21 protein-coding genes and 1 riboswitch are annotated in these 20236 nt (G+C 55.2%); of the genes, 17 read left to right on the top strand and 4 right to left on the bottom strand.

What is annotated here, in order from left to right:
• Nucleotides 1-35: 35 nt before the first annotated feature.
• Entirely contained in the window at nt 36-1145 is a 1110-nt protein-coding gene (malK, locus tag KHQ23_RS07555; RefSeq protein WP_002884743.1) for a maltose/maltodextrin ABC transporter ATP-binding protein MalK, read from the bottom strand.
• A gap of 370 nt (nt 1146-1515) precedes the next feature.
• Here malK and malE point away from each other — a divergent pair, with 370 nt between their 5' ends.
• The 3 genes from malE to malG all read left to right on the top strand — a co-directional run bounded on the left by malE (nt 1516) and on the right by malG (nt 5273).
• Nucleotides 1516-2706 (top strand): maltose/maltodextrin ABC transporter substrate-binding protein MalE, encoded by a 1191-nt coding sequence (gene malE / locus KHQ23_RS07560; protein WP_002884740.1) that lies wholly within the window; start codon nt 1516-1518, stop codon nt 2704-2706.
• 117 nt (nt 2707-2823) lie between these two features.
• Entirely contained in the window at nt 2824-4368 is a 1545-nt protein-coding gene (gene malF, locus KHQ23_RS07565; RefSeq protein WP_032435433.1) for a maltose ABC transporter permease MalF, read from the top strand.
• Nucleotides 4369-4382: 14 nt separating this feature from the next.
• A complete protein-coding gene (gene malG, locus KHQ23_RS07570; RefSeq protein ID WP_002884725.1) occupies nt 4383-5273 on the top strand; it encodes a maltose ABC transporter permease MalG in 891 nt (296 codons plus the stop codon).
• A 190-nt stretch (nt 5274-5463) separates the two neighbouring features.
• Here the strand turns inward: malG and psiE are convergent, their stop codons facing one another.
• Complete coding sequence (gene psiE, locus KHQ23_RS07575) at nt 5464-5874, bottom strand: phosphate-starvation-inducible protein PsiE (RefSeq protein WP_002884721.1); 411 nt, start codon at nt 5872-5874, stop codon at nt 5464-5466.
• Between the two features lie 373 nt (nt 5875-6247).
• On the opposite strand from psiE, the gene KHQ23_RS07580 reads away from it, so the two are divergent.
• The 6 genes from KHQ23_RS07580 (at nt 6248) to KHQ23_RS07605 (ending at nt 10144) form a co-directional block, all read left to right on the top strand.
• Complete coding sequence (locus tag KHQ23_RS07580; RefSeq protein ID WP_047694036.1) at nt 6248-7525, top strand: serine dehydratase subunit alpha family protein; 1278 nt, start codon at nt 6248-6250, stop codon at nt 7523-7525.
• An 83-nt stretch (nt 7526-7608) separates the two neighbouring features.
• The gene (locus KHQ23_RS07585) at nt 7609-8349 is read left to right on the top strand and encodes an AzlC family ABC transporter permease (protein ID WP_004177854.1); all 741 of its coding nucleotides are present in this window, start codon (nt 7609-7611) and stop codon (nt 8347-8349) included.
• Nucleotides 8342-8662: an AzlD domain-containing protein gene (locus tag KHQ23_RS07590; protein ID WP_004177855.1), complete on the top strand. Its 321-nt coding sequence runs from the start codon at nt 8342-8344 to the stop codon at nt 8660-8662. Before KHQ23_RS07585 ends, KHQ23_RS07590 begins: the two co-directional genes overlap by 8 nt.
• A 20-nt stretch (nt 8663-8682) precedes the next feature.
• Nucleotides 8683-9063, top strand: a complete 381-nt coding sequence (locus tag KHQ23_RS07595; protein WP_032433757.1) for a Rid family detoxifying hydrolase — start codon at nt 8683-8685, stop codon at nt 9061-9063.
• A 107-nt stretch (nt 9064-9170) separates the two neighbouring features.
• Entirely contained in the window at nt 9171-9680 is a 510-nt protein-coding gene (locus tag KHQ23_RS07600; RefSeq protein ID WP_004177856.1) for a GNAT family N-acetyltransferase, read from the top strand.
• 8 nt (nt 9681-9688) lie between these two features.
• Nucleotides 9689-10144 (top strand): acyltransferase, encoded by a 456-nt coding sequence (locus KHQ23_RS07605; RefSeq protein WP_004177857.1) that lies wholly within the window; start codon nt 9689-9691, stop codon nt 10142-10144.
• A 50-nt stretch (nt 10145-10194) separates the two neighbouring features.
• Here KHQ23_RS07605 and pgi read toward each other — a convergent pair whose 3' ends face one another.
• A complete protein-coding gene (pgi, locus tag KHQ23_RS07610) occupies nt 10195-11844 on the bottom strand; it encodes a glucose-6-phosphate isomerase (protein WP_002884631.1) in 1650 nt (549 codons plus the stop codon).
• A 349-nt stretch (nt 11845-12193) separates the two neighbouring features.
• A riboswitch (Lysine riboswitch) is annotated at nt 12194-12429 on the top strand.
• A gap of 179 nt (nt 12430-12608) precedes the next feature.
• Between pgi and lysC the strand changes: the two genes are divergently transcribed.
• The 3 genes from lysC to KHQ23_RS07625 all read left to right on the top strand — a co-directional run bounded on the left by lysC (nt 12609) and on the right by KHQ23_RS07625 (nt 15415).
• The gene (gene lysC / locus KHQ23_RS07615; protein ID WP_004146591.1) at nt 12609-13958 is read left to right on the top strand and encodes a lysine-sensitive aspartokinase 3; all 1350 of its coding nucleotides are present in this window, start codon (nt 12609-12611) and stop codon (nt 13956-13958) included.
• 138 nt (nt 13959-14096) lie between these two features.
• Entirely contained in the window at nt 14097-15026 is a 930-nt protein-coding gene (gene panS, locus KHQ23_RS07620) for a ketopantoate/pantoate/pantothenate transporter PanS (protein ID WP_002884627.1), read from the top strand.
• Between the two features lie 116 nt (nt 15027-15142).
• On the top strand, nt 15143-15415 hold the full coding sequence (locus KHQ23_RS07625) for a DUF3811 domain-containing protein (protein ID WP_002884625.1): 273 nt from the start codon (nt 15143-15145) through the stop codon (nt 15413-15415).
• Here KHQ23_RS07625 and rluF read toward each other — a convergent pair.
• A complete protein-coding gene (rluF, locus tag KHQ23_RS07630; protein WP_002884619.1) occupies nt 15412-16287 on the bottom strand; it encodes a 23S rRNA pseudouridine(2604) synthase RluF in 876 nt (291 codons plus the stop codon). The two genes, KHQ23_RS07625 and rluF, sit on opposite strands and share 4 nt — an antisense overlap.
• 349 nt (nt 16288-16636) lie before the next feature.
• Here rluF and KHQ23_RS07635 point away from each other — a divergent pair, with 349 nt between their 5' ends.
• From KHQ23_RS07635 to KHQ23_RS07655, 5 genes are all read left to right on the top strand, one after another.
• Nucleotides 16637-17584, top strand: coding sequence for a sugar-binding transcriptional regulator (locus KHQ23_RS07635; protein WP_002884616.1), 948 nt, complete (start codon nt 16637-16639; stop codon nt 17582-17584).
• 70 nt (nt 17585-17654) lie between these two features.
• Entirely contained in the window at nt 17655-18458 is an 804-nt protein-coding gene (locus KHQ23_RS07640) for an SDR family oxidoreductase (RefSeq protein WP_032434510.1), read from the top strand.
• Nucleotides 18459-18467: 9 nt separating this feature from the next.
• Nucleotides 18468-18875, top strand: a complete 408-nt coding sequence (locus KHQ23_RS07645; RefSeq protein WP_021469193.1) for a mannose/fructose/sorbose PTS transporter subunit IIA — start codon at nt 18468-18470, stop codon at nt 18873-18875.
• Entirely contained in the window at nt 18875-19369 is a 495-nt protein-coding gene (locus tag KHQ23_RS07650; RefSeq protein WP_004151751.1) for a mannose/fructose/sorbose PTS transporter subunit IIB, read from the top strand. The genes KHQ23_RS07645 and KHQ23_RS07650 overlap by 1 nt, the downstream gene beginning before the upstream one ends.
• 65 nt (nt 19370-19434) lie before the next feature.
• Nucleotides 19435-20235 carry a PTS mannose/fructose/sorbose transporter subunit IIC gene (locus KHQ23_RS07655; RefSeq protein ID WP_002884608.1) on the top strand — a complete coding sequence of 267 codons (801 nt, stop codon included), beginning with the start codon at nt 19435-19437 and terminating at the stop codon, nt 20233-20235.
• The last annotated feature ends 1 nt before the right edge of the window (nt 20236 follow it).

Raw genomic sequence — 20236 nt, forward strand, 5'->3', positions numbered from 1 at the left:
CGCCAGCCGGGTTCGCGCTTTTTTAATGGGAAGCCTTACACGCCCGGCTCTTTATGCAGCCGACGACAAGCGGTGCCATCCTCACGGAATAAATGGCAACGTTCTGGCGGCAAACCGATAGCGAATGTGGCTCCCTCTTCTACCAACACCACGTCGTTCTGGCGGTAAACCAGGTTCTGACGGATGGCGGGGATCTGGATATGAATTTGCGTTTCGTGACCGAGCTGTTCGACGACCTGGACCTCGCCTTCAAGGGTTACATCGGCGATATCGCTGGGCAGTAAATGCTCCGGTCGAATACCTAAGGACATATTGGCGCCCGCCTGCACGTTGGCGCTGTCCACCGGTAACCAGATTTGCTGACGGTTCGGCAGTTCAACCTGCACCTGATCGATAGCCGTCGCGGTGACTTTGACCGGCAGGAAGTTCATCTTCGGTGAACCAATGAAGCCGGCAACGAAGCGGTCAGCCGGATAGTGATAGAGCTCCAGCGGTTTCCCAACCTGCGCCACACGGCCGGCGTCGAGGACCACGATCTTGTCGGCGAGGGTCATCGCTTCCACCTGATCGTGGGTGACATAGATCATGGTGCGGCCCAGTCGCTTATGCAGACGGGAGATTTCGATACGCATCTGGACGCGCAGGGCGGCATCGAGGTTGGAAAGCGGCTCATCCAGCAGGAAAACGCTTGGCTCTGCCACCAGCGTACGACCAATCGCCACGCGCTGGCGCTGACCGCCGGAGAGGGCTTTCGGTTTACGCTCCAGCAGATGGGCCAGCTGCAGCACTTCCGCAACCTGAGTCACCCGCTGGTTAATCAGATCTTTTTTCGCGCCGGCCAGCTTCAGGCCAAACGACATATTTTCCGCAACGGAAAGGTGGGGATAGAGTGCATAAGACTGGAATACCATCCCAACGCCGCGTTCTGCCGGTGGGATCTCGTTCATGCGGGTGTCACCGATAAACAGGTCCCCGCTGGTAATAGTTTCTAACCCGGCAATCATACGCAGCAGGGTAGATTTGCCGCAGCCCGATGGCCCGACAAACACGACGAATTCCCCTTCGTGGATATCGAGATTGATATCTTTCGATACCACCACGTCACCCCAGGCTTTCGTTACATTTCGCAGCTGTACGCTCGCCATGCCCTTCTCCCTTCGTTACAACCTGTCACTAACAGTCACATTCAAGATGGGTCGACTATGCGGCATTCATTACGCAGGCAAATCCTCCACCCCCCGGCTTTTTTATGGGGGAGGAGATGGGAGGATGAGAGATTGGCTCTCGCCGCGGGGGATGGCGGGCGGAGCGTGATTTCGTGATGGAGGCGACAAAATTGGGCGCTTTTTTCTGTGCTCCAGGACGCAATACGGCCGTTTTTGCAATGGAGATCACACAACCAGCGGGTGGGGCGTAGACCTGGGGAGGATGGAAAGGGGTTGTTAAAAAAGGAAACTCATCATCGTTAAGCCACCGAAGTGTATCCACGAGTACAACACCAAAAAGGACGGGTATATGAAAATCAAAACTGGCGCTCGCATCCTCGCGCTGTCGGCACTGACCACGATGATGTTTTCCGCCTCTGCCCTCGCAAAAATTGAAGAAGGTAAGCTGGTTATCTGGATTAACGGCGACAAAGGCTACAACGGCCTCGCTGAAGTGGGTAAAAAGTTTGAAAAAGACACCGGCATTAAAGTTTCCGTAGAACACCCGGACAAGCTGGAAGAGAAATTCCCGCAGGTTGCGGCGACCGGCGACGGCCCGGACATCATCTTCTGGGCGCATGACCGTTTCGGCGGCTACGCGCAGTCGGGCCTGCTGGCGGAAATCACCCCGGACAAAGCGTTCCAGGACAAACTCTATCCGTTCACCTGGGATGCGGTTCGCTATAACGGCAAACTGATCGCCTACCCGATCGCAGTCGAAGCCCTGTCCCTGATTTACAACAAAGACCTGGTGCCGAACCCGCCGAAGACCTGGGAAGAGATCCCGGCGCTGGATAAAGAACTGAAAGCGAAAGGTAAGAGCGCGCTGATGTTCAACCTGCAGGAACCGTACTTCACCTGGCCGCTGATCGCTGCCGACGGCGGATACGCGTTCAAGTTTGAAAACGGCAAGTACGATGTGAAAGACGTCGGCGTGGACAGCGCAGGCGCGAAAGCGGGCCTGACCTTCCTGGTTGACCTGATCAAGAACAAGCACATGAATGCCGATACCGATTACTCCATCGCGGAAGCGGCCTTCAACAAAGGCGAAACCGCGATGACCATCAACGGTCCGTGGGCGTGGTCTAACATCGATAAGAGCAAGGTTAACTACGGCGTGACCCTGCTGCCAACCTTTAAAGGCAAACCATCGAAACCGTTCGTTGGCGTGCTGAGCGCGGGGATCAACGCCGCCAGCCCGAACAAAGAGCTGGCCAAAGAGTTCCTCGAAAACTACCTGATGACCGATCAGGGTCTGGAAGCCGTTAACAACGACAAACCGCTGGGTGCCGTGGCGCTGAAATCCTTCCAGGAAAAACTGGAAAAAGATCCGCGCATCGCTGCCACCATGGCGAACGCCCAGAAAGGCGAAATCATGCCTAACATCCCGCAGATGTCTGCCTTCTGGTATGCCGTTCGTACCGCGGTTATCAACGCCGCCAGCGGTCGCCAGACTGTCGATGCTGCGCTGAAAGATGCACAGAGCCGTATCACTAAGTAAGAAAACGGCGGGTGGCGCGTGCGCTTACCCGCCCTACCACTACGGCTCGGACCGTAGGTCAGGCAAGCGAAGCGCCACCTGACAAATAAGTTTTCACCGCTGTAGAGGATGATCCCCATGGATGCCGTTAAAAAGAGACACTGGTGGCAAAGCCCGCAACTCACATGGTCTGTGATTGGCTTACTGTGCCTGCTGGTGGGTTACCTTGTTGTTTTGATGTACGCCCAGGGGGAGTACCTGTTCGCCATCATGACGCTGATTTTAAGCTCAGTTGGCATGTATATTTTCGCTAATCGCAAGGCTTATGCCTGGCGCTATGTTTATCCCGGCCTCGCCGGCATGGGCCTGTTTGTCCTGTTTCCGCTGATCTGCACTATCGCTATCGCGTTTACCAACTACAGCAGCACCAACCAGCTGACCTTTGAGCGTGCGCAGCAGGTGCTGATGGATCGTTCCTTCCAGGCCGGCAAAGCCTATAATTTCACGCTGATCCCTGCGGGTGACGAGTGGAAGCTGGCGCTGACCGACGGCGAAAGCGGTAAAAACTACCTTTCTGACGCCTTTAAATTTGGCGGCGAGCAGAAGCTGGCGTTAAAAGAAACCGACGCCCTGCCGGAAGGCGAGCGCGCCAACCTGCGCGTGATTACCCAGAATCGCACCGCGCTGAACCAGCTGACCGCTGTGCTGCCGGATGACAGCAAAGTCATCATGAGCTCCCTGCGCCAGTTCTCCGGTACCCAGCCTCTGTATACCCTCGGCGAAGACGGGGTACTGACCAACAATCAGACCCACGTTAAATACCGCCCGAACAACGACGTCGGCTTCTACCAGTCAATTAACGCCGACGGCAGCTGGGGCAATGAGAAGCTGAGCCCGGGCTACACTGTGACTATCGGCTGGGACAACTTTACCCGCGTCTTCCACGATGAAGGCATTCAGAAACCGTTCTTCGCGATCTTCGTCTGGACGGTGGTGTTCTCGGTGCTGACCGTGGTGCTGACCGTCGCGGTGGGGATGATCCTCGCCTGCCTGGTGCAGTGGGAAGCGCTGAAAGGCAAAGCGATTTATCGCGTCCTGCTGATTCTGCCGTACGCCGTACCGTCGTTTATTTCGATTCTGATTTTCAAAGGGCTGTTCAACCAGAGCTTTGGTGAAATCAACATGATGCTCAGCACGCTGTTCGGCATTAAGCCGGCCTGGTTTAGCGACCCGACCACCGCGCGCACCATGATCATCATCGTCAACACCTGGCTGGGCTACCCGTACATGATGATCCTGTGCATGGGGCTGCTGAAGGCGATTCCGGACGATCTGTACGAAGCGTCGGCAATGGATGGCGCCGGCCCGTTCCAGAACTTCTTTAAAATTACCTTCCCGCTGCTGATTAAGCCGCTAACGCCGCTGATGATCGCCAGCTTCGCCTTTAACTTTAACAACTTCGTCCTGATTCAATTGTTGACCAACGGCGGTCCGGACCGTCTCGGCACCACCACCCCGGCCGGTTATACCGACCTGCTGGTGAGCTACACCTATCGCATCGCCTTTGAAGGCGGCGGCGGTCAGGACTTCGGCCTGGCGGCGGCTATCGCAACGCTTATCTTCCTGCTGGTTGGCGCGTTAGCGATTGTGAATCTGAAAGCCACGCGCATGAAGTTTGATTAAGGGAGATAACGATAATGGCTATGGTCCAACCCAAATCGCAGAAGCTACGTTTATTTACCACGCATCTCCTGCTACTGATTTTTATCGCAGCGATTATGTTTCCGCTGCTGATGGTTATCGCCATCTCGCTGCGCGAAGGCAACTTCGCCACCGGCAGCCTGATCCCGGATACCATCTCCTGGGAGCACTGGCGTCTGGCGTTAGGCTTCAGCGTCGAACACGCCGATGGCCGCGTCACGCCGCCGCCGTTCCCGGTCCTGCTGTGGCTGTGGAACTCGATTAAGGTCGCCGGGATCACCGCGATCGGTATCGTCGCTCTCTCCACCACCTGCGCCTACGCTTTCGCCCGTATGCGCTTCCCGGGGAAAGCGACCCTGCTGAAAGGGATGCTGATTTTCCAGATGTTCCCGGCGGTGCTGTCGCTGGTTGCCCTGTACGCGTTGTTTGACCGCCTGGGCCAGTACATCCCGTTCGTCGGCCTCAACACCCACGGCGGCGTCATCTTTGCCTACATGGGCGGTATCGCGCTGCACGTCTGGACGATTAAAGGCTACTTCGAAACCATCGATGGCTCGCTGGAAGAAGCGGCGGCGCTGGATGGCGCGACCCCATGGCAGGCTTTCCGTCTGGTGCTGCTGCCGCTGTCGGTGCCGATTCTGGCAGTCGTGTTTATTCTGTCGTTCATCGCGGCCATCACCGAAGTGCCGGTCGCCTCGCTGCTGCTGCGCGATGTGAACAGCTATACCCTGGCGGTAGGTATGCAACAGTATCTCAACCCGCAGAACTATCTGTGGGGCGACTTTGCCGCCGCGGCGGTGCTCTCCGCCATTCCGATCACGGTTGTCTTCCTGCTGGCGCAGCGCTGGCTGGTTAATGGCCTGACGGCGGGTGGAGTGAAAGGTTAATTTTTTTGTAACACCGGCCCCAAATTTCAGAGGAGGGCCGACGGTCTAGCCGCAATACACGACCCCAACCGGGTATTGTCGCCGTCGCCCTCAGCTGAAAAAGTAAGGTCAATGCCACTGCTATCCTCAACTGGACCCTACATAAATTCTATTTGTGACTGTTGGTCAGCGGCCCTGGAGGCCGCTTTTTTTATTCGCGTTTCAGGCGATTGGAGTTACACAGCCAGAGCGTAATCACCAGGATCAGGATCGCCGCGGAGTAAATGAGCACCGCCAGCGGCGACTCATGATCGACGATAATAAGCCGCACAATTGCGGTAATACCGATATAGACGAAATAGCGCAGTGGAAAGTGAAAACCGGATTCAAAATATTTAACAATCAGCGCGATAAACTCAAAGTAGAGAAAATAGACCACCAGCCCTTCGACCAGCTTGTACTTACTCACCGGCTCCGGCGTAAACAGTACGTGCGCCAGATGCAGGGTCTCCTTTCCCAGGAACACCACCAGAATAATTCCCAGGCACAGCAGTGCCAGATTCAGCACGGCCTGCATGGCCTTCGCAACGAAATTAACCAGCGGACGATATACCGACGGCATAGTGACACCTCAAATGCATGAACGTTGTCGATCTGTATAGCGCAAAAGTGTGATCCAGATCTACCTATGATTCCTTCGTCTTACGCTATCTCCGGGCTATTGATTCGAAAAGTACGAACAAGAGAAAATTGTCCTTCCAGCAACGCTGTGAGCAGATTAACAAAATCATCCATTACGCTTAGAACGAATCAGCCCAACTAACTGAAATATAAAAAGTTTACTTTTTGAAACAGGTATATCTTAAAACCTCCCGTAAGATAAAATTTTTCTCCAAACCACAGTCTTTTTATGGTTATTAGGGTAAGTTTTTTCTTATCTTTTGTCTTAGCATTATCGCAGCTGAATAAAATTTAATTTTGGACATTAAATCATTATGAACACCGATAACGCTTCCCTGTACGTAAAATGGCTCAAACAAGAGGTCGCCCCGGCTTTAGGTTGTACTGAACCCGTCGCTATTTCCTTCGCGGCCGCCTACGCCGCACAATATCTGGATCAGCCTTGCACTAAAATTAGCGGTTTTATTTCCGCCAATCTTTATAAAAACGCGATGGGTGTCACCATACCCGGCACCACCGTTTGCGGTGTACCGCTGGCAGCCGCAATTGGCGCATTTGGCGGCGACCCGCAAAAGGGATTAAAAACGCTGGAAGATATCACTTCGCGACACGTTGAAATGGCGCAGAAGCTGATCGCCAATAACGCCGTTGATATTGCCGTCGAAGAGACTCCGGATTTTATCCATCTCGATTTAACCCTCTCTGCTGGCGAGAATTGCTGTCGTGTCGTGGTCAAAGGAACCCACACCAACGTGGTCGAACTTTATATTAATGGCCAGCCGCAGCCATTAAGCGAAAAACAGAATACGCGCACCCAGCGCGAAACGCTGCCCACTTTCTCGCTACAACAGGCTTACGAATTTATTAATAGCGTCGACTTTAATGATATTCGCTTTATTCTCGACGCCGCGCGCTTAAACTCCGCGCTGGCGGCAGAAGGCAAAACAAAAAAATATGGCCTGAACATTAACGGTACCTTTTCTGACGCAGTGAAAAACGGCCTGATGAGCAACGATCTGTTAAGCAAGGTGATCATCAACACCGTCGCCGCTTCAGATGCCCGCATGGGCGGCGCGCCGGTGGTAGCGATGTCTAACTTCGGCTCAGGCAATCAGGGCATTACAGCAACCATGCCGGTAGTGGTGGTTGCAGAGCATCTCGGCGTCGATGAAGAGACCCTGGCTCGCGCTTTGTCTCTATCTCATCTCACCGCCATCTCAATTCATTCTCGTTATACGCGCTTATCTGCGCTATGCGCAGCCTCAACCGCCGCTATGGGCGCCGCCGCCGGTATGGCATGGCTGTTTACCCGCGACATCAACACCATTAATACCGCAATTATTAATATGGTCAGCGATATTACCGGCATGATTTGTGATGGCGCTTCCAACAGCTGCGCGATGAAAGTCTCGTCAGTGGTATCCAGCGCCTTTAAGGCGGTACTAATGGCAATGCAAAATAGCTGCGCTGGCGCCAATGACGGTATTGTCTGCGCCGATGTCGAGCAGACTATTAATAACCTGTGCCGTCTGGTGATTAAACCAATGACTCTCACCGATAAAGAAATTATCAGCATTATGGTCGCTAAATAATACCATTTCACGGGCCTGAAAGAGCAGGCCCCGATTAACGTACTCTACCCACACTATTATTTATAAATTAGCAGGTATAGCAGATGAATAAAAAAGTCATCTTCCGCGGCGCCAGCGCTATTATGCCCCTATGCATCGGCGACTTTCCATTTTCATTTATTGTCGGCGCATTAAGCGTTAGCGCGGGCATGAGCGTCTGGCAGAGTACGGCGTGGTCGGCGATCGTCATTGCCGGCTCGGCGCAAATGCTGGCACTGAATATGTTAAAAACCGGCGCCACGCTCGGCGTGATTATTTTCACCACATTAATTATCAATCTTCGCCACGTGCTGTATAGCGCCTCTATTTCCGGCACCGTGCGCGAAGCTTCATTCTTTAAAAAATGCTTTATGTCCTATGCGCTCACCGACGAGGTGTATGCCACCACCGTCAAAGAGATGGAAGGAAATAAAAAGGAAAAATATCTCTTTTATGGTTCGGCGATGATTACCTTCTGGGCGATTTGGGTGCTAGCTGATTTTCTTGGCGCGCTGGTCGGCGCCTCGTTTCCCCACATTGAGAAATACGGTCTCGATTTCGCCATGGTCGCCGCCTTTATCGCCATCGTGGTGCCGCAAATTAAAAGCCAGGCCTGCACCGTCGCCGCGGTTGTAGCCGCCGTTTCCGGCGTGCTGTTAGTGGTCCTACCCTATTCGCTGGGTATCGTCGTCGCCTCAGTGCTTGGCGTCCTCGCCGGCCTGTGCGTCGACCTGGCGGAAGAGCGCAAGCAGATGGCAAAAACCGAATCCGATATGCCGTTAGTGGAGGCGATGGAAAATGAGTAATAGCTATTTTATCGCCCTGACGCTGGGCATGGCCGCGGTGACTTTTCTCATCCGTTTCTCGTTTATCGGCCTGGCCGGCAAGATCCAGATGTCCGAGCGGGTGACCAAAACGCTACGCTTCGTGCCGGTCACCGTTCTGCCGGCCATCATCACCATTCAGATCCTGAGCGTGAATTCCAGCATGGAGTTCGACTTAAAAAATCCGAAGGTGATCGCCGCCATCATCTGCACGCTCGCCAGCTTCCGTTTAGGCCTGGTGTGGGTGGTAGTGAGCGGCGTCGGCTCGCTGGTGTTGTTAAATTATTTTATGTAACCGTTTGAAGGATAAACCGTATGATTATTACCACCGCTGACGCGCCTGCCGCTATCGGCCCGTACGTGCAGGGCGTCAATCTCGGCGCGATGACCATCACCTCCGGTCAGCTGCCGATTAATCCGCTGGACGGCACCATGCCCGAGGACATTGCCGAACAGGCGCGCCAGTCGCTGGAGAACGTGAAAGCCATCGTTGAAGCCGCCGGACTCACGGTCGGGCAGATCGTTAAAACTACGGTGTTTGTCAAAGACCTGGCGGATTTTGCCGCCATCAATGCCGCCTACGAGGCCTTCTTTACCGAACACCAGGCGGCCTTTCCGGCGCGCTCCTGTGTGGAGGTAGCAAGGTTACCGAAAGATGCCGGCGTCGAAATCGAAGCGATCGCTTTCGCCCGCTAACCCCCAGGCTGGAGGGAGCGCCTCCAGCCTTCTCCCACCGATTTTTGTCGTTCCACATTGTTCACTTTACAGGCAATATAGCCGCAGAACGACGCGAGGAACGCAGCATGTTAACTATTCGACAGGCATGTCCCGAGGACGCGCCCCAGCTTAGCGCGATGGGCTATGCCAGCTATCATCACCACTTTGCTCATCTCTGGCGCGATGCCGATGAACTGGCGTTATTTCTTAAGCAAGAATATGCCGAAGATGCGCTACGTCGGAGTCTTGCGGATGCGACCCAACACTGGCTCATCGCCGAAGCCCCCTCTCCTGTTGGTTTCGCTAAATATAGCTATCAGCAGCGAATGGCTGACGACGGCAAGATTGGTACGCTGCTGCATAAGCTCTACCTGATGCCGGGGAAGACTGGCCACCGCTACGGCGAGCATATTTTTCACGCCGTCGAGACGCGAGCAAAAACGGCCGGTGAAAGTTGGCTGTGGCTGGAAGTACTCGCCGCGAATCCCGCCGCGCGCCGTTTTTACGAACGCCAGGGGATGCAGCACATCAGAGACACGACTTTCCACTCCGCCAGCCAGCAAAGCACCTTACATATTCTGGCCAAACCGATTTGAGAGGAACTATGCCTGAGCTTCGTGATACCGGCGTACGTAACGTCGTTTGTGGGGAAAATGTCGTTATTTACCAGCCCGCCAACCTCTATGATTGCCAGCTCGGCGATAACGTCTTCGTCGGGCCGTTCGTTGAGATCCAGGGGAATACCCGCATCGGCGCGAACAGTAAAATTCAATCCCATACCTTTATCTGCGAGTACGTCACCATCGGCCAGCGCTGCTTTATCGGTCACGGCGTGATGTTTGCCAACGACCTGTTTCGCGAGGGTAAACCAAACGCCGACCGCGCCAGCTGGGGGCGGATCGAGATTGGCGATGACGTGTCGATCGGCAGCGGCGCCACGATTCTGGCCGTCAGCATCTGCGATGGGGTGGTGATAGGCGCGGGCAGCGTGGTAACGAAGTCCATTACCGAGAAAGGCGTGTGGGCGGGGAATCCAGCGAGGCTGCTGCGGCGGCTATAAATAAAAAATGCCGACCAAAGGGTCGGCATTCCGTCTTAGCTGCGCAAGCGTTATGCGCGCCAGGCTTTATAACGGTTAATCAGGCCGTTAGTAGAGCTGTCGTGGCTGCTAACTTCGCTGCCGTCTTTCAGCTCCGGCAGGATGCGGTTAGCCAGCTGTTTGCCCAGCTCAACGCCCCACTGGTCAAAGGTGAAGATGTTGAGGATCGCGCCCTGGGTGAAGATTTTGTGCTCGTACAGGGCAATCAGCGCCCCGAGGCTGAACGGGGTGATCTCACGCAGCAGGATGGAGTTAGTCGGGCGGTTACCTTCGAACACTTTGAACGGCACCACGTGCTCCAGGGTCGCCGGGTCTTTACCCTGATCGCGATATTCCTGCTCAACCACTTCGCGGGATTTACCAAAGGCCAGGGCCTCGGTCTGGGCGAAGAAGTTAGACAGCAGTTTCTGATGGTGGTCAGACAGCGGGTTGTGGGTGATAGCCGGAGCGATGAAATCGCACGGTACCATTTTGGTGCCCTGGTGGATCAGCTGGTAGAACGCGTGCTGACCGTTGGTGCCCGGCTCACCCCAGATGATTGGGCCAGTCTGGTAGTCTACCGCGTGGCCGTTACGGTCAACATACTTACCGTTGGACTCCATGTTGCCCTGCTGGAAGTAAGCGGCAAAGCGGTGCATGTACTGGTCGTACGGCAGAATCGCTTCGGTTTCCGCACCGAAGAAGTTGTTGTACCAGATGCCGATCAGCGCCAGCAGCACCGGCAGGTTTTTCTCCGCCGGAGTGGTGGAGAAGTGCTTATCCATCGCATGCGCGCCGGACAGCAGCTCAACGAAGTTGTCGAAGCCCACGGAGAGAATGATGGACAGACCAATCGCCGACCACAGGGAGTAACGGCCGCCAACCCAGTCCCAGAATTCGAACATGTTGGCGGTGTCGATGCCGAACTCGCCAACCGCTTTCGCGTTGGTGGAAAGCGCGGCGAAGTGTTTCGCCACGTGCTTGTCGTCGCCCGCGGTTGCCAGGAACCAGTCGCGCGCGCTGTGGGCGTTGGTCATGGTTTCCTGGGTAGTGAAAGTCTTGGACGCCACCAGGAACAGAGTCGTTTCCGGATTCACGTTCTTCAGCACTTCGGCGATATGGGTGCCATCGACGTTAGAGACAAAGTGCATGTTGAGGTGGTTTTTATACGGACGCAGCGCCTCGGTCACCATGAAAGGACCGAGGTCGGAGCCGCCGATACCGATGTTAACCACGTCTGTGATCGGTTTGCCGGTGTAGCCTTTCCAGCTACCGGAGATAATCGCTTCGGAGAAGGTTTTCATCTTCTCCAGCACAGCGTTCACTTCCGGCATCACATCTTTGCCATCAACCACAATCGGCGTATTGCTGCGGTTACGCAGCGCGACGTGCAGTACCGCGCGGTCTTCGGTGCGGTTGATCTTCTCACCTGAGAACATCGACTTGATAGCGCCCGCCAGGTCAGTCTCTTTCGCCAGATCCTGCAGTTTAGCCAGCGTCTCTTCAGTGATGCGGTTTTTGGAGAAGTCCACCAGCATCAGATCGTCGAACGTCGCGGAAAATTTAGAAAAACGGTCGCTATCTTTGGCGAAAAGCTCGCTGATAGTGACATCTTTCATTTCGTCGAAGTGTTTCTGTAATGCCTGCCAGGCAGAGGTCTGCGTTGGGTTGATGTTTTTCATTAGCAATACTCTTCTGATTTGAGATTGTGACTTCGGTCGATTGTAGCGCCGGTGACGGAAAATTGTGATGATTTTTGTGACTTGACCCTGACGCCGGTCAGGAATCGGGTCAAAACGGAGTAAAAAGCCCCATTAGTATAGCTATCATAAGGCTTTTTTCTGTTAGCCGCAGAGGCATGAAAAATCCGCATAACCGCAGCGTTGACATAGCTGGCGTTAAGCCTTTATATATCCGCAGTGCTTACGTATTGGTAGGTATCTATTGCTCGCGCATTTCACGCTACAGCGAAAGGGTATTCGCGGGGGATATAATGTCCCTGTTCCCCCGGCCAGGTGAAAGACGTCAGTAATTGCCAGAAGAGGTGCGTTGCCCAGGTAACCGTATTGGAGGAACCAGTCCGGGGAAGATACGTGAGGGGGAGCAACGCCGAGGTGAAAGAGCGTCTGGTCACGCTCCTCGCCGGCCACAGGGGCTGAATCCCCTGGGTTGTCACCAGAAACGTTCGCAGTCGGGCGTTTCATACCCGAACACCTCAGCGCCCAAAGCGGTGAGTCGGGTCTACAAGGTGGAGCACTTCTGGGTGACATCGTAGTTGTTTATCACTCTGCGCCACCCTGTTTATCGCTCTTCCCTTGTGCCATGGCTGAATAATTTGGCCTGGCTTATTAAGACATTTTGTTGCGATCCGGCGGCGTCCAGCCCCTGCCAGGATCGGTGCTCAGGAATCGTTTTAATAAGTCAGGCCCCCTGACACGAGGTTGTTATGACAGATCTAGTCGTCGCCAAATTTGGCGGCACCAGCGTTGCTGATTTTGACGCAATGAACCGCAGCATCGATGTGGCGCTGCTCGATGCCAATACCCGTATTGTTGTGCTCTCCGCCTCTGCCGGCGTGACCAACATTCTGGTGGCCTTAGCGGGAGGGCTGGAACCCACCGAACGTTTTTCCCAGCTGGACGCTCTGCGTCAGATCCAGTTCAATATTCTGGAGCGTTTGCGTTATCCCAACGTGATCCGCGAAGAGATTGAGCGCTTGCTGGAAAATATCACGACGCTGGCGGAAGCCGCCGCGCTCGCCTCCTCAACCGCCCTGACTGACGAACTGGTCAGCCATGGCGAACTGATGTCTACCCTGCTGTTTGTGGAAATTCTGCGTGAACGCGGTATTCAGGCGCAGTGGTTTGACGCCCGTAAAGTGCTGCGCACTAACGATCGCTTTGGCCGCGCCGAACCGGACATCGCCGCCGTCGCCGAACTGACCCAGCAGCAGCTGGCGCCGCGCCTGGCGGAAGGCCTGGTGGTGACCCAGGGCTTTATCGGCAGCGAAGCGAAAGGCCGCACCACCACCCTCGGCCGCGGCGGCAGCGATTATACCGCCGCTCTGCTCGGCGAAGCGCTGAATGCCACCCGCGTCGATATCTGGACCGATGTCCCGGGGATCTATACTACCGACCCGCGCGTCGCGCCGGCGGCGAAACGCATCGACGTCATCGCCTTTGAAGAGGCTGCGGAAATGGCCACCTTTGGCGCCAAAGTGCTGCATCCGGCAACCCTGCTGCCTGCAGTGCGCAGCGATATCCCGGTGTTTGTCGGTTCCAGTAAAGAGCCTAAAGCGGGCGGTACGCTGGTGTGTAAAACCACCGAGAACCCGCCGCTGTTCCGCGCGCTGGCGCTGCGTCGCCGGCAAACGCTGCTGACGCTGCACAGCCTGAATATGCTGCACTCCCGCGGTTTCCTCGCCGAAGTGTTCGGTATTCTGGCGCGCCATAACATCTCAGTTGATTTGATCACCACCTCCGAAGTGAGCGTGGCCCTGACCATGGACACCACCGGCTCGACCTCTGCGGGCGATACCCTGCTGACCCAGGCGCTGCTGACCGAGCTCTCTTCGCTGTGCCGCGTGGAAGTGGAAGAAAATCTGGCGCTGGTCGCCCTGATTGGCAATGAGCTGTCGAAAGCCTGCGGCGTCGGCAAAGAGGTCTTTGGCGTCCTCGAGCCGTTTAACATCCGCATGATCTGCTATGGCGCCTCCAGCCACAACCTGTGCTTCCTGGTGCCGGGCGACGATGCGGAGAAGGTTGTGCAGAAGCTGCATCATAATTTGTTTGAATAAAATTCCTTAGCACGATAAACAATACCTATAGCCGGGCTCGAACCCGGCTTTTTTATAACAACATCAACACAACCAGCTGACCTGCTCGCCGCCCATCGGGATGGCGCGGCCCGGTTCGCGTATCGCAAGGAACACAACATGCTCGCAACTCTGACGCGGCTGTTCCCGTTATGGGCACTGCTGCTCTCCGTTCTGGCCTATTACACTCCCACCACCTTCACCCCAATTGGCCCATGGGTCACCACCCTGCTGATGCTGATCATGTTCGGTATGGGCGTGCATCTGAAGCTGGAGGATTTCAAACGCGTCCTGTCGCGTCCGGCGCCGGTCGCTGCGGGGATATTTCTGCACTATCTGGTGATGCCGCTCGCCGCCTGGCTGCTGGCGCTGCTGTTTCATATGCCGCCGGAGCTTTCCGCCGGGATGGTGCTGGTCGGCAGCGTCGCCAGCGGGACCGCCTCCAACGTGATGATCTTTCTTGCCAAAGGGGATGTGGCGCTGTCGGTGACCATCTCCTCGGTCTCCACCCTCGTCGGCGTCGTGGCGACACCGCTGCTCACCCGTCTGTACGTCGACGCGCATATTCAGGTCGACGTCATGGGCATGTTGCTCAGCATTCTGCAGATTGTGGTCATTCCTATCGCGCTGGGACTGATTGTCCATCATCTGCTGCCGAAGGTGGTGAAAGCGGTAGAGCCGTTCCTGCCCGCCTTCTCGATGGTGTGCATTCTGGCGATCATCAGCGCGGTGGTGGCGGGTTCCGCCGCCCATATCGCCTCCGTCGGCCTGGTGGTGATTATCGCGGTGATCCTGCATAACACTATTGGTCTGCTTGGCGGGTACTGGGGCGGACGTCTGTTTGGTTTTGATGAATCCACCTGCCGTACGCTGGCGATCGAGGTGGGGATGCAGAACTCCGGCCTGGCGGCCGCGCTGGGTAAAATTTACTTCGGCCCGCTGGCGGCGCTGCCGGGCGCGCTGTTCTCCGTCTGGCATAACCTGTCCGGTTCGCTGCTGGCCGGGTACTGGTCAGGAAAGCCCATCGCCAAAAAAGCCGACAAGCGCTGAGCGTGATACGTCCGGGCGCAGGCCCGGGCGTGTGCCTGCTTTAGTTGCCATACAGGCTATCAGTAAAATATTCATTGCCGTACACTGGGTGCTCTGGTCTGACTGAGGGCACCACCATGGCACTCCCCCGTATTACACAAAAAGAGATGACCGAGCGCGAACAGCGCGAATTGAAAACGCTGCTTGACCGCGCGCGTATTGCGCATGGCCGCCCGCTGAGCAATGCGGAAACGAACAGCGTGAAAAAGGAATATATCGATAAGCTGATGGCGCAGCGTGAAGCGGAAGCGAAGAAAGCCCGCCAGGTGAGAAAACAGCAGGCTTATAAAACGGATAAGGAAGCGACCTTTTCCTGGTCGGCGAATACGCCGACCCGCGGCAGGCGTTAACGCCCTTTCTTTTTACGTCCCGGCTGGGTGAAACGTTTCCCGTTACCAGCCGGGCGGCCCTTATCGTTGCTATTTTCCATCTTCACCACCGGGCGCTTGATGCCGGGAGTCGCCGCTTTGGCCTTCGGCCTGGCTTTCGGCTTCGCTTCGGAAGAGGAGTTTTCAATCAGCTTGAACAGGTCGATCAGCTCGTCATCGGTTAGATCACGCCATTCACCCAAGGGGATCCCCGTCAGGCTCACGTTCATGATCCGCGTACGCTCAAGCTTCGTCACTTCATAGCCAAAGTGCTCGCACATACGACGGATCTGGCGATTCAGCCCCTGCACCAGAGTGATGCGGAAAACGAACGGCGCTTCTTTCTTTACCTTACATTTTTTGGTCACGGTCCCGAGAATCGGTACCCCCGCGCCCATGCCGCGAATGAACTCATCGGTCACCGGCTTATCGACCGTCACCAGATACTCTTTTTCATGGTCGTTGCCGGCGCGCAGGATCTTGTTCACCAGATCGCCGTGGTTGGTGAGGAAGATCAGCCCCTGAGAATCTTTATCCAGACGGCCAATAGGGAAGATACGCTTGCTGTGGTTGACGAAATCGACAATGTTGTCGCGCTCGCCGTCTTCCGTGGTGCTCACAATGCCGACCGGCTTATTCAGCGCAATCAGCACCAGATCATCCGCTTCGCGCGGCTCAATCAACCGTCCGTTCACTTTGACTAAATCGCCAGGCTTCACCTGATCGCCAATAGTGGCGCGCTTGCCATTGATAAAGACGTTGCCTTGTTCAATAAAGCGGTCCGCTTCGCGACGCGAGCAGATGCCGCTTTCACTGATGTATTTATTTAATCGGGTTGATGAGTCGGGCAGCATAGATTCTCCTGTAAAAGCGAAATATACCCTACCTTGTGGGCGAGAAAAAAGATGTGCCTTTGCGCCCTCCGGCGCAAGGTGTGATCGACTACGCCTTTTTTCACAAAAGTGTCCCGCTCAACGCCTGGCAACTTTGCATGATGAAATATCACAGAATCAGCGATTTAGCGTGCAATGCACAAAGGTGCCAACAACCCGCTATTGATAACGCAAATGTGCAAGATTATTCGCCAGATTAGGGTGATGAAATAAAAGAAAATCGCTTCAAACGGCGGCTCTAATAGGGTTATATCAGATCAACAGCACAAACCCGCGATTTGCACAAATGTGCAGGAGCCAGCAGATGACTATGGAAAACAGCGATGATATCCGGTTGATTGTCAAAATCGCCCAGCTCTATTACGAGCAGGATATGACTCAGGCGCAAATTGCTCGCGAGCTGGGGATCTATCGCACCACCATCAGTCGCCTGCTGAAGCGCGGCCGCGAGCAGGGCATTGTTACCATCGCCATCAACTATGACTACAATGAAAACCTGTGGCTCGAGCAACAGCTCAAGCAAAAATTTGGCCTGAAAGAGGCGGTGGTTGCCAGCAGCGATGGGCTGCTGGAAGAAGAACAGCTGAGTGCGATGGGCCAGCATGGCGCCCTGCTTGTCGATCGGTTGCTGGAGCCAGGCGATATCATCGGTTTTTCATGGGGCCGCGCCGTGCGTTCGCTGGTGGAGAACCTGCCGCAGGCCAGCCAGTCACGCCAGGTGATCTGCGTCCCCATCATCGGTGGACCTTCCGGTAAACTGGAGAGCCGCTACCATGTGAACACCTTAACCTACGGCGCGGCAGCCAGACTGAAAGCGGAATCCCACCTTGCCGATTTTCCAGCCCTGCTGGATAACCCGCTGATCCGCAACGGCATCATGCAGTCCCAGCACTTTAAAACCATCTCATCCTACTGGGACAGCCTGGATGTGGCGCTGGTGGGTATTGGTTCACCGGCCATTCGCGACGGCGCAAACTGGCACGCCTTCTACGGCAGCGAAGAGAGCGACGATCTCAACGCCCGCCACGTCGCCGGGGATATCTGTTCGCGTTTCTACGATATTAACGGCGGGTTAGTCGATACCAATATGAGCGAAAAAACCCTGTCGATCGAAATGGCGAAGCTGCGCCAGGCTCGCTATTCCATCGGCATCGCCATGGGGGAAGAGAAATACTCTGGCATTCTTGGCGCATTGCACGGACGCTATATTAATTGTCTGGTGACAAACAGAGAAACGGCTGAGTTATTACTGAAATAACACACAGGATATGATTTCACGCAGCACCCGCTGCGGGGGATCCCTTTATCTAAAGAAATGGGAGTGAATAATGAATACCTGGTTAAATTTAAAAGATAACGTCATTATCGTGACCGGCGGCGCCTCGGGAATTGGGCTGGCCATTGTCGATGAATTATTATCACAAGGTGCTCATGTCCAGATGATTGATATTCATGGCGGCGATCGTCATCACAATGGCGATAATTATCACTTCTGGCCGACGGATATTTCCAGCGCGACAGAGGTGCAACAGACTATCGATGCCATTATTCAGTGCTGGTCGCGTATTGATGGTTTGGTCAATAACGCTGGCGTGAATTTCCCGCGTTTATTAGTCGACGAAAAAGCACCGGCCGGCCGCTATGAATTAAACGAAGCCGCTTTTGAAAAAATGGTCAATATCAACCAGAAAGGGGTGTTTTTCATGTCGCAGGCGGTGGCGCGTCAAATGGTCAAACAGCGCGCCGGTGTGATTGTCAATGTCTCTTCGGAGAGCGGCCTGGAAGGCTCTGAAGGTCAAAGCTGCTACGCCGCGACCAAGGCCGCGCTCAACAGCTTTACCCGCTCCTGGTCCAAAGAATTGGGTAAATATGGGATCCGCGTGGTCGGCGTTGCGCCGGGGATCCTCGAAAAAACCGGTCTGCGGACACCGGAATATGAAGAGGCGCTGGCCTGGACGCGCAATATCACCGTCGAGCAACTTCGCGAGGGATATACCAAAAACGCCATTCCCATCGGGCGGGCAGGAAAGCTCTCGGAAGTGGCTGATTTTGTTTGCTATCTCTTGTCAGCGCGCGCCAGCTACATCACCGGAGTCACCACTAACATTGCCGGCGGAAAAACGCGCGGTTAAGGAGGCAGTATGGTTCACGCTATCTTCTGCGCTCACGGCCAGCTGGCCGGGGCCATGCTCGATTCGGTACGCATGGTCTACGGCGAGGTTAACGTCAGCGCCGTCGCGTTTGTCCCCGGCGAAAACGCGGCAGATATTGCCATCAACCTGGAAAAGTTAGTAAGCGCCCACACCGACGAGGAGTGGGTCATCGCGGTAGATTTGCAGTGCGGAAGCCCATGGAATGCCGCAGCCGGTCTGGCAATGCATCACCCGCAGATCCGGGTGATTAGCGGCTTGTCGCTGCCGCTGGCGCTTGAGCTGGTGGATAACCAGCATACTCTGAGCGCCGATGACTTATGTCAGCATCTGCAAACCATTGCCAGCCAGTGCTGTGTGGTCTGGCAGCAGCCAGAAACCGTTGAGGAGGAGTTCTGATGCAAATTACCCTCGCCCGTATTGATGACCGACTGATTCATGGCCAGGTCACCACCGTGTGGTCAAAAGTCGCCAACGCCCAGCGGATAATTATCTGCAATGACGATGTATTTAACGATGAGGTTCGCCGGACCCTGTTGCGCCAGGCGGCTCCGCCAGGCATGAAGGTAAACGTTGTCAGTCTGGAAAAAGCGGTTGCGGTCTATCATAACCCGCAATATCAGGACGAGACCGTCTTTTATTTATTTACCAATCCACACGATGTTTTAACGATGGTGCGCCAGGGCGTGCAGATCGCCACGTTAAATATTGGTGGCATGGCCTGGCGACCCGGTAAAAAACAGCTAACCAAAGCCGTTTCTTTGGATCCGCAGGATATTCAGGCATTCCGTGAACTCGATAAACTGGGCGTAAAACTCGATTTACGCGTGGTCGCATCAGATCCGTCAGTCAATATTCTCGACAAAATTAACGAAACAGCTTTCTGCGAATAAAAAATAGCGCCTGTTGTGATATGCCGTAGCAGGCAGGATGACTCACACCTTAAAGGTCATAAATTATGGAAATTAGTACCCTACAGATAATAGCCATATTTATTTTTTCCTGTATTGCCGGAATGGGCAGCGTGCTGGATGAATTTCAGACCCATCGGCCCCTTATCGCCTGTACCGTGATTGGCCTCATCCTGGGCGATTTAAAAACCGGGGTTATGCTCGGCGGTACGCTGGAGCTGATCGCCCTCGGCTGGATGAACGTGGGGGCAGCGCAGTCGCCAGATTCGGCGCTGGCCAGCATTATCTCCGCCATTCTGGTGATTGTGGGCCACCAGAGCATTGCCACCGGTATCGCCATTGCTCTGCCGGTGGCCGCCGCCGGGCAGGTGCTGACCGTTTTCGCCCGTACCATTACCGTGGTGTTCCAGCACGCCGCGGACAAAGCGGCCGAGGAGGCGCGCTTTCGCACCATCGACCTGCTGCATGTCTCCGCACTGGGGGTGCAGGCACTGCGCGTGGCAATCCCGGCGCTGGTGGTCTCGCTGTTCGTTAGCGCGGATATGGTCAGCAGTATGCTCAGCGCGATCCCGGAATTCGTCACCCGCGGCCTGCAGATTGCCGGTGGTTTCATTGTCGTCGTGGGCTACGCGATGGTGCTGCGAATGATGGGCGTGAAATACCTGATGCCCTTCTTTTTCCTCGGTTTTCTCGCCGGGGGTTATCTCGACTTCAGCCTGCTGGCCTTCGGCGGCGTGGGCGTCATCATCGCGCTGATCTACATCCAGCTCAATCCACAGTGGCGTAAAGCTGAACCCGCCGCCTCCACTGCCCCCTCTGCCCCCGCCCTTGACCAGCTTGACGACTAAT

It is taken from the genome of Klebsiella sp. 64 (assembly GCF_018223915.1).
GTDB lineage: Bacteria > Pseudomonadota > Gammaproteobacteria > Enterobacterales > Enterobacteriaceae > Klebsiella > Klebsiella pneumoniae.

Coding starts and splice junctions, on each gene's coding strand:
- panS (WP_002884627.1), top strand. CDS start 14,097: ATGCTCGCAACTCTGACGCGGCTGTTCCCGTTATGGGCACTGCTGCTC.
- lysC (WP_004146591.1), top strand. CDS start 12,609: ATGACAGATCTAGTCGTCGCCAAATTTGGCGGCACCAGCGTTGCTGAT.
- KHQ23_RS07645 (WP_021469193.1), top strand. CDS start 18,468: ATGGTTCACGCTATCTTCTGCGCTCACGGCCAGCTGGCCGGGGCCATG.
- KHQ23_RS07595 (WP_032433757.1), top strand. CDS start 8,683: ATGATTATTACCACCGCTGACGCGCCTGCCGCTATCGGCCCGTACGTG.
- pgi (WP_002884631.1), bottom strand. CDS start 11,844: ATGAAAAACATCAACCCAACGCAGACCTCTGCCTGGCAGGCATTACAG.
- malF (WP_032435433.1), top strand. CDS start 2,824: ATGGATGCCGTTAAAAAGAGACACTGGTGGCAAAGCCCGCAACTCACA.
- KHQ23_RS07590 (WP_004177855.1), top strand. CDS start 8,342: ATGAGTAATAGCTATTTTATCGCCCTGACGCTGGGCATGGCCGCGGTG.
- psiE (WP_002884721.1), bottom strand. CDS start 5,874: ATGCCGTCGGTATATCGTCCGCTGGTTAATTTCGTTGCGAAGGCCATG.
- malK (WP_002884743.1), bottom strand. CDS start 1,145: ATGGCGAGCGTACAGCTGCGAAATGTAACGAAAGCCTGGGGTGACGTG.
- malE (WP_002884740.1), top strand. CDS start 1,516: ATGAAAATCAAAACTGGCGCTCGCATCCTCGCGCTGTCGGCACTGACC.
- KHQ23_RS07640 (WP_032434510.1), top strand. CDS start 17,655: ATGAATACCTGGTTAAATTTAAAAGATAACGTCATTATCGTGACCGGC.
- KHQ23_RS07625 (WP_002884625.1), top strand. CDS start 15,143: ATGGCACTCCCCCGTATTACACAAAAAGAGATGACCGAGCGCGAACAG.
- KHQ23_RS07605 (WP_004177857.1), top strand. CDS start 9,689: ATGCCTGAGCTTCGTGATACCGGCGTACGTAACGTCGTTTGTGGGGAA.
- KHQ23_RS07600 (WP_004177856.1), top strand. CDS start 9,171: ATGTTAACTATTCGACAGGCATGTCCCGAGGACGCGCCCCAGCTTAGC.
- KHQ23_RS07580 (WP_047694036.1), top strand. CDS start 6,248: ATGAACACCGATAACGCTTCCCTGTACGTAAAATGGCTCAAACAAGAG.
- KHQ23_RS07635 (WP_002884616.1), top strand. CDS start 16,637: ATGGAAAACAGCGATGATATCCGGTTGATTGTCAAAATCGCCCAGCTC.
- KHQ23_RS07585 (WP_004177854.1), top strand. CDS start 7,609: ATGAATAAAAAAGTCATCTTCCGCGGCGCCAGCGCTATTATGCCCCTA.
- malG (WP_002884725.1), top strand. CDS start 4,383: ATGGCTATGGTCCAACCCAAATCGCAGAAGCTACGTTTATTTACCACG.
- KHQ23_RS07650 (WP_004151751.1), top strand. CDS start 18,875: ATGCAAATTACCCTCGCCCGTATTGATGACCGACTGATTCATGGCCAG.
- rluF (WP_002884619.1), bottom strand. CDS start 16,287: ATGCTGCCCGACTCATCAACCCGATTAAATAAATACATCAGTGAAAGC.
- KHQ23_RS07655 (WP_002884608.1), top strand. CDS start 19,435: ATGGAAATTAGTACCCTACAGATAATAGCCATATTTATTTTTTCCTGT.